The organism is Paenimyroides ummariense (assembly GCF_900115115.1).
GTDB lineage: Bacteria > Bacteroidota > Bacteroidia > Flavobacteriales > Flavobacteriaceae > Flavobacterium > Flavobacterium ummariense.
This window is the reverse complement of record NZ_FOVI01000032.1, coordinates 24,412-31,748: the sequence shown is the minus strand read 5'-3', so window position 1 is coordinate 31,748 and position 7,337 is coordinate 24,412. Positions and strand designations below refer to the sequence as shown.

Below are 7,337 nucleotides of genomic sequence, written 5' to 3'. Positions count from 1 at the left end.
AGCCGATGCACAAAAAAGTAAAGACAGCCATGAGCAATGCCTTCGGGTTTGGAGGACATAACTCCACCATTATTTTTCGTGAAATTTAAATTAATAAAAAAGAAAGAAGTATTTATAGAGCCGCCAAACGTAAAACAACGGGCGGCTTTCTACACCGCGTTGAAGAAGTTTCGGCAGTAGATCTAGGCGCTATTGCTATTAAAGCTGCTATAGAATCGATTTCAATTTCAACACAGCTCCTTGATCATGTATATATGGGAAATGTTCTCTCTGCTGGTTTAGAACAATCTCCTGCAAGATGGGCATCAAAACTGGCGGAAATTGATATACACACTTAATTTCCATATATTTATACAATTTTATAAAAATAAAACTTCAGTAATTAAACTGAAGTTTTTTCATTTTCACTAAAAGCTAAAAAGGTTTGGGTTCTGCAATATTATAAATCTAAACCAGTAATATTCTGCATTTATTTCATCATCTTATTACCGAAATTCCTGCGTCCACCGTTAATTCCGTTCCGTGTATGTAAGAGGCTTCCTCTGAAGCAAGAAATAGTACAGCACTGGCAATTTCCGAAGGTTTGCCCAGTCTTTTGAGCGGTATTGCAGGAACGATATTTTGCATTGCTCCGTCAATTTGTTCAGCATTCAGACCTGTGTTATTGAAAATGTTGGTTTTGATATGTCCGGGACTAATGCCGTTCACGCGAATGCCTTTTCGCGTAAGGTCTGCAGCAAAAGTTTTGATGAAAGATTGCACGGCTGATTTTGCAGCTGAATAAACGGAAAAATTGGCTGTTCCTACTTCGGTTACAAAAGACGTGTTCAAGATAATTGCACTTCCGTTTCTCATTAAAGGCAACATTTGTTGAACGGTAAAAAATGTTCCCTTTACCAACATATTGAACAATTCGTCAAAATGAGCTTCATCTGCATTTTCTACAGAAGCAAATTTTCCGTAACCTGCATTCACAAAAAGAACATCAATGTTTTCTGTGTGTTCTTTCACTTGTTCCTGCAATCGAAAAATGTCTTGCATATTTCCAGCATTAGATACAATGCCGAAAGCATTTTGCCCTAATTGTTCTACCGCTTTGTTAACCGTTTCGGCACTTCGTCCTGTGATGATTACTTTACCATTTTCATTGATAAATTGTTGGGCTGTTGCAAATCCCATCCCGTTTGTTCCGCCAGTGATAAATGCACATTTGTCTTTAAATCTTTGCATTGTTTTTTGTTTTAAAATTCTGTTGCAAAGATTGCAATGTGTGCTGTGTTAAGAAACCCGAAACTTGCTACATTTCCAAAGTGGCTGTTTTTGCACTTTCCCAACCGATGATAGCGGTCTTTCTTGTGGTACCCCACATATAACCGCCAATGTTTCCGGAAGATTGAATAATACGATGACAAGGAATGAGAAATGCAACAGGATTACTTCCGATAGCTGTACCAACGGCTCTGGAAGCATTTGCGTTGCCAATTTGTTCAGCAATATTGCCGTATGTAGAGAGTTGTCCCATTGGAATTTTCAAAAGTGTTTCCCAAACTTTTAGTTGGAAATCCGTGCCTTTCAAATGCAATTTTATTTCGGGTAATTTGCTCCAGTCGTTTTGAAAAATAAACAAAGCATTTTGTTGCATCCAATCCAATTTTCTTTGAAAAGTTGCGTTGGGAAATTTTTGTTTTAAATCGTTCAATGCTTTGCTTTCGTCATTGTCAAACGCTATATAACAAACGCCTTTTTGTGTAGAAGCTACAATTAGACTTCCAAAAGGGCTTTCGGCAAAACTGTAATTGATGGAAAGGTTTTTGCCGCCGTTTTTGTATTCCGCAGGTGTCATTCCCTCAATGTTGATAAAAAGGTCGTGCAGTCGTCCGGTGCTTGAAAGCCCTGTATCAAAAGCCGTGTCAAAAAGGGTAGCTTGCTGGTCTTTCAGCAGTTTTTTGGCGTGCTCAATGCTGATATATTGCAGGAATTTTTTGGGTGTTGTACCTGCCCAATCGCTGAACAAACGCTGAAAATGAAACGGACTTAAATGCACCTGTTCCGCAACTTCATCCAGGTTAGGTTGTGTTTTGAAGTTGGTTTTTATATATTCTATTGCTTCGGCAATTCGTTGGTAATTGATTTGTTGTTGCTCATTCATCGTTCTGAATTTATATTACAAATGTCATAACAATATCGTTGTCATAAAATCCGAAACTTGCTGAATTTCGTCTTTCAGGGGATGTTGATTACTAATAACTTGTATAACCGCTTCTAAGTAGCGACCATGAACAAAAAATGTAAAATGTTGGTACCTGAGAGCATATTTTCACCAAATATATAATATAGTATTGTTCAAACATTTCTTCCACAATACATTAGAACTAAAAATTTATATTAAAAAGATAAATAATAATTTAACAATTACATTTTAGCTATCTATCAGTTAAAGCAAAGACAGTAAAAAACCAGACACCGCACTGCCTAAAACAATAAAAGCACTGTTTATTTTTCTGAATATGATAACAGTAAAAATACTTATGATTGCTATGACAATTGTTTTCCAATCAGTAATGGTTTCTTTAGCCATTGTAAAACACACTGCAACTATAATGGCAACCGAGGCTACATTTACGGCATCTAAAAAAGCAGATAAAACTTTTGAATTACGCAACCTTTTCACTAACGGATTAAGCAGTGCTACAAAAACAAATGACGGAAGAAATATAGCAATCGTTGAAACGACTGCTCCCGACACTCCACTAATCTGATAACCGATAAATGTAACAGAAGAAAAAACAGGTCCAGGAGTAAACTGACCTACTGCAATCGCATCTAACAACTGTCGCCTTGTAATTAATCCATTAGTTACCAACTCAGTATCCAAAAAAGCAAACAAAACATATCCACTTCCATAAAGTATAGAACCTATTTTTAGAAATGTCCAAAACAGTTTGATATCAGTAGTTGTTAAGTAAGTTATTTTTGTAATTTGAAGAGAAATAAGCGGAACAAAACTTTCTAATGAATCCATTTTTCTTTTCTTAATAAGATACAATGCGATAGCCAAAAACCCGGCGTCAAACATTAAATAAATCTCGTTGATACCTAATAAAGACGCTACCAATACGGCAATACCAATAAAGCCTAAAGAGAATGACTTTACTGACTGTTTTATTAATGGATAAACAGCTCCGAGAATAATGGTAACAATAGCTGGTTTAACACCATAGATGAATGGTTGAACTGCTGGTAATTGTCCATAATTATAATACAATACAGCAAACATCCCAGTAATAAAAACGGCAGGCAAGATAAAGCATAAACCAGCAGTTATTAATCCTTTGAAACTAGCTTTATCATAACCTATATGAATTGCCATTTCGGTACTGTTAGGCCCGGGAATAAGATTGGTTGCACCCAGTAAGTCTAAAAAATGTTGTTCGGTCATCCACTTTCGCTTAAGAACAACTTCTTGCCTCATCATGGCAATATGTGCAGCCGGTCCACCGAAACCAATAAATCCTAACTTTAAAAAGAGTTTTATAATTTCTTTTAGACTTACTTTATCTTTCATTACAAATAACTAATAACTTTTTAACGAGAAATTTGTTTATAATATAGTCTGCAAAAATCTCTAAATTATTTTAACCTTTTACTAAAGTTCATTTTAAGATATTATTAAATCAATTCATATCTGCTTAGTACAATAAAAAATAAGAAAAGTTGCAGGGTAAATTTTACAAAATCGATGACTCATCACTTTTCATTAGGAAAAAATGCTGTATTTAGCAGTAATAACAGATAGTTTTATCACTACAATTAATTAAAATAAGATTTGGTACAACCCTAAACTAGGTGCAAATAAGTATGATTTGCCATTTAAGGTTACTGTTGTTGGATTGACCATATCATCGCATTTAAAGCGTTGTTTTTTCAGTTCGTAGTACGCCAAATAATCTGGACTAGGCAACTTACCATTACGCCAGCCAATTAAAACATCATCATCGAATTTAGGAATGGTACTTTTCGGCACATCAAGTTCGCTTTTAAATAATTCAATCTGCCTTACCACCAAGGTTTGGTTAATTATCTTAAAAACATTACATCTTTCTGTATTTACAATTGTATATGGACAAGGTTTTATTCCATAAGGTTTTAATATTTCTAACTCGTATTTTTCTAAAGCCAGCATCTTTAAACTATCATTTAAGTCTTTCAATTCTTCCGACTTTTTACTTAAGCTATCTGCAATAACTACCGTTTTAAAATCTTCTTGAATTTTATAATCAGGGTAGAAAAACTTCTTTCCGTTTAAATACAAATCTCCTTCTTTATCAATGTAAAACGGTAATTTCCAATCATAAACCTTTTCAAAGACAATATTTTTATCTACATCAATAATCTTAACGGGCGAATTACTATTATCGGGCTTTAAAAGTATTCTATCATTGTTTAAAAAGATAAGTTTACTTAAACCAGCCATATCAGTAACTTTTCTAAACTTGCTATCGTCTTTTAGCAAATCGGTTAGTTGAGGTACTTCTGGATGCTTGTCTTTTTTAGGAATGGGGTTACAACCTAAAACCAACAATAAAGCAAATAAAAATAGATATCTCATAAGTTATTCTTTAGTATAATTGATTCTCATCTACATCGCCCGTTTCTGTACATTTTGCTAATTAGCTTCTTTGTTTTGTCATTTACTATTTTCAAAAATTGCAACAGCCCGAACTGGAGACCCCGTCCCTCCTCTTATTTTTAATGGTAAAGCTATAAATTGAAACCTTCCCCTACCAATAAGCTGGTCTAGATTTACCATATTTTCATAATGTGTAAAACCTAATTTCCCGCATATTTGATGAACTTCTTTATTTGATATTTTTGGGATACCAGGAGACATAGTTTCAACTCCAAAAGCCGATATTCCCTTTTCTCCTAAAAAATAAGCTGCTTCTATTGAAATTCCTGGTCCATTTTCCCAAGATTCAGTTCCAAAATGTTTTTTATAATGGTTTGTATAAAGAAGAACCGTATCTCCTTTTTCAATTGTCAGGTTTGCTTGCTTGCAGGCTTCAGTTATATCATCAACTTCAATCAGCTCACTCAATCCTTTGTTTGAAAAGTCTAAACAGATGCCTTTTGTATAAAACATTGAAAGTGGCATCTTATCAATCGATTGTTCAGAAAATTCCATTCCCATATGATTTATTGCGTCCACGTGAGTTCCCGTATGTTCACTCATTTCTAATTTGTAAACGCTTGGAGTGACAGTTGTTGGATTATGAATTTTATCCCATTGCTCATGAGTTGCATAAACCGTCATTTTTACATTTGGTAAGCTTTTGTAAACGGGCATTTCTGCATATATTTCTTGACTCAGATCTATTATTTCAATCATTATTTAATACTTAATTACGCATTGTATACACAATCATACAATATCAAATTTACTAAATATAAACTTGCTCGGAACAAATTTAGGTTCCAATAAATAATATAATTTTAGTTAATGTCATCTTTAGCCTCTTTTAATATTTTTTCCGCTTTCATCTTTACGGATTTAGGTAATAACTTAAAATTATCATCCATTTCCTCGCGGTATTTATCTTCAGGTTGAAATGGAAGCCACCCCGTAATTTTTGATTTCAAAAAAGTTTTATCACTCTTCTTGGTGTATACAATAACTTTTAGTGGTTTTGCATCTAATCCATCAGATTCTTCAAAATAAGTGAGATAAAATTCCGGAAAACCATCTTTATCAGCATCAGCAATTTCACAATAATTAACAAGATATCGCGGCTGAGCTAATTCTTTTGCAAAATCCTTAAATGTTATTACCGGAATTATTCCTCCATGATCTTCAAGGTAAATTCCTGCATATAAATCTTTTGGATTATCGTCTAAAAATGCCGTGTTTTTTGCTTTACTTTCGTTTAAATACCATACATAGCTTCCATGTTTAGGAACAAATGTTTTTACAATCATTATAGGGTCACCTTCTAAAGGACTCCCCAAATCTTCAATAATATCTCCAAATTTTTTATCATTTGAAAAGTATACACCCGTTTCTATCTGTGCATTTACAGTCATACAAACTGTACTTATAATAAGCACAAGTATATTTTTCAACTTCATTTTTATCGTAATTTAAATCAGTAATATTGTTTTAAAATATCATATATGATTATTTCAATTTATCTCTGCAATATAGATTTTTAAATTTTTAAAGTCTTTTATTTTTTCAAATCTAAAAAATTTGACTTTAAATTTTCCAAAGGGTAATTATAAAAAACTATCTATCATGTAAGCGATCATCTCAATGTTTCGACTTTTATATTTCGATAATTGTATCTTAGTTTGCTTTTGGTGCTCTCATCACGAAGTACATAGAGAAAATATACAAGATTGAATTCTGTTTTTCATTTGAATATTACTATATTCGGCTAACTTAAGAATTTATTTGCCATACAATGAAAATCAACAGTATATTTTTAATCTTAATTACCCTTATTATCAGTGGATTTTGTTCAGCTCAGGAGAAAAGTAAACCTTTGACAATTGGAAAATCTGATCTTTTAAGTTCAAAAATATTGAATGAGAACAGAACACTTAACATCTATCTTCCTGAAAACTATAATGCGAACGATACGATAAATTATCCTGTAATCTATATTCTTGACGGAGGTATGGAAGAAGATTTTCTACATATTGCAGGAATTGTGCGGTTTAATACCCAAGATTGGATTGGTCGTTTTCCACGTTCAATAGTTGTAGGAATTGAAGGAAATACCAGAAAACGTGATTTTACATTTACAGTTAGTAATATCGATTTTATTGAAAAAGAAGGTTTTTCTAAATCAAGTTTTCCACAGTGCGGAGGTTCCGGAAAATATATGGACTTCATTGAAAAGGAACTGCAACCCTATATTAATAAAACCTATAAAACAGATGCTAAAAAAACAATAATTGGAGAATCTTTAGCAGGATTGATTACAACGGAAATACTCTTAAAACGACCACATCTGTTTGATGACTATATCATTATCAGTCCAAGCTTATGGTGGGGAGAACAATTACTTTTGACTGATGCCGAAACGCTATTAAATAAAAATCTTTCAAAAAAAGTAAATGTATACCTGGGAGTTCCAAATAAAGAAGAAGATATAAAAATGTACAATGAAAGCGAGATGCTGCAAAAGTTACTGAAAAGCCAAAAGAACATTAATCTAATTTTTGATTATATGCCTGAGGAACTTCACTCTACCATAATTCATCAGGCAGTTTATAACGCATTTAAAAAACTTTACCCAAAAACAGCTTATTCTAAATAAGTTATAATTAGTAAG

At 33.1% G+C, this 7,337-nt stretch carries 8 protein-coding genes; 2 read left to right on the top strand and 6 right to left on the bottom strand.

Going from position 1 to position 7,337, the window contains the following annotated elements; genetic code table 11:
* Window positions 1–89 precede the first annotated feature (89 nt).
* Complete coding sequence (locus BM253_RS15350) at window positions 90–338, top strand: thiolase family protein (RefSeq protein WP_091526060.1); 249 nt, start codon at window positions 90–92, stop codon at window positions 336–338.
* A gap of 139 nt (window positions 339–477) precedes the next feature.
* Here the strand turns inward: BM253_RS15350 and BM253_RS15345 are convergent, their stop codons facing one another.
* From BM253_RS15345 to BM253_RS15320, 6 genes are all read right to left on the bottom strand, one after another.
* Entirely contained in the window at window positions 478–1,230 is a 753-nt protein-coding gene (locus BM253_RS15345) for an SDR family oxidoreductase (protein WP_091526058.1), read from the bottom strand.
* A 67-nt stretch (window positions 1,231–1,297) separates the two neighbouring features.
* A complete protein-coding gene (locus BM253_RS15340; RefSeq protein ID WP_091526056.1) occupies window positions 1,298–2,149 on the bottom strand; it encodes a methylated-DNA--[protein]-cysteine S-methyltransferase in 852 nt (283 codons plus the stop codon).
* Between the two features lie 285 nt (window positions 2,150–2,434).
* Window positions 2,435–3,565: a chromate efflux transporter gene (gene chrA, locus BM253_RS15335; RefSeq protein WP_091526054.1), complete on the bottom strand. Its 1,131-nt coding sequence runs from the start codon at window positions 3,563–3,565 to the stop codon at window positions 2,435–2,437.
* A 249-nt stretch (window positions 3,566–3,814) separates the two neighbouring features.
* Entirely contained in the window at window positions 3,815–4,609 is a 795-nt protein-coding gene (locus tag BM253_RS15330; protein ID WP_143095688.1) for a hypothetical protein, read from the bottom strand.
* A 78-nt stretch (window positions 4,610–4,687) separates the two neighbouring features.
* The gene (locus BM253_RS15325; protein WP_091526050.1) at window positions 4,688–5,389 is read right to left on the bottom strand and encodes a cyclase family protein; all 702 of its coding nucleotides are present in this window, start codon (window positions 5,387–5,389) and stop codon (window positions 4,688–4,690) included.
* Between the two features lie 104 nt (window positions 5,390–5,493).
* The gene (locus BM253_RS15320; protein ID WP_245758515.1) at window positions 5,494–6,081 is read right to left on the bottom strand and encodes a hypothetical protein; all 588 of its coding nucleotides are present in this window, start codon (window positions 6,079–6,081) and stop codon (window positions 5,494–5,496) included.
* A 380-nt stretch (window positions 6,082–6,461) separates the two neighbouring features.
* Here BM253_RS15320 and BM253_RS15315 point away from each other — a divergent pair, with 380 nt between their 5' ends.
* Window positions 6,462–7,322, top strand: a complete 861-nt coding sequence (locus BM253_RS15315; RefSeq protein ID WP_091526046.1) for an alpha/beta hydrolase — start codon at window positions 6,462–6,464, stop codon at window positions 7,320–7,322.
* The last annotated feature ends 15 nt before the right edge of the window (window positions 7,323–7,337 follow it).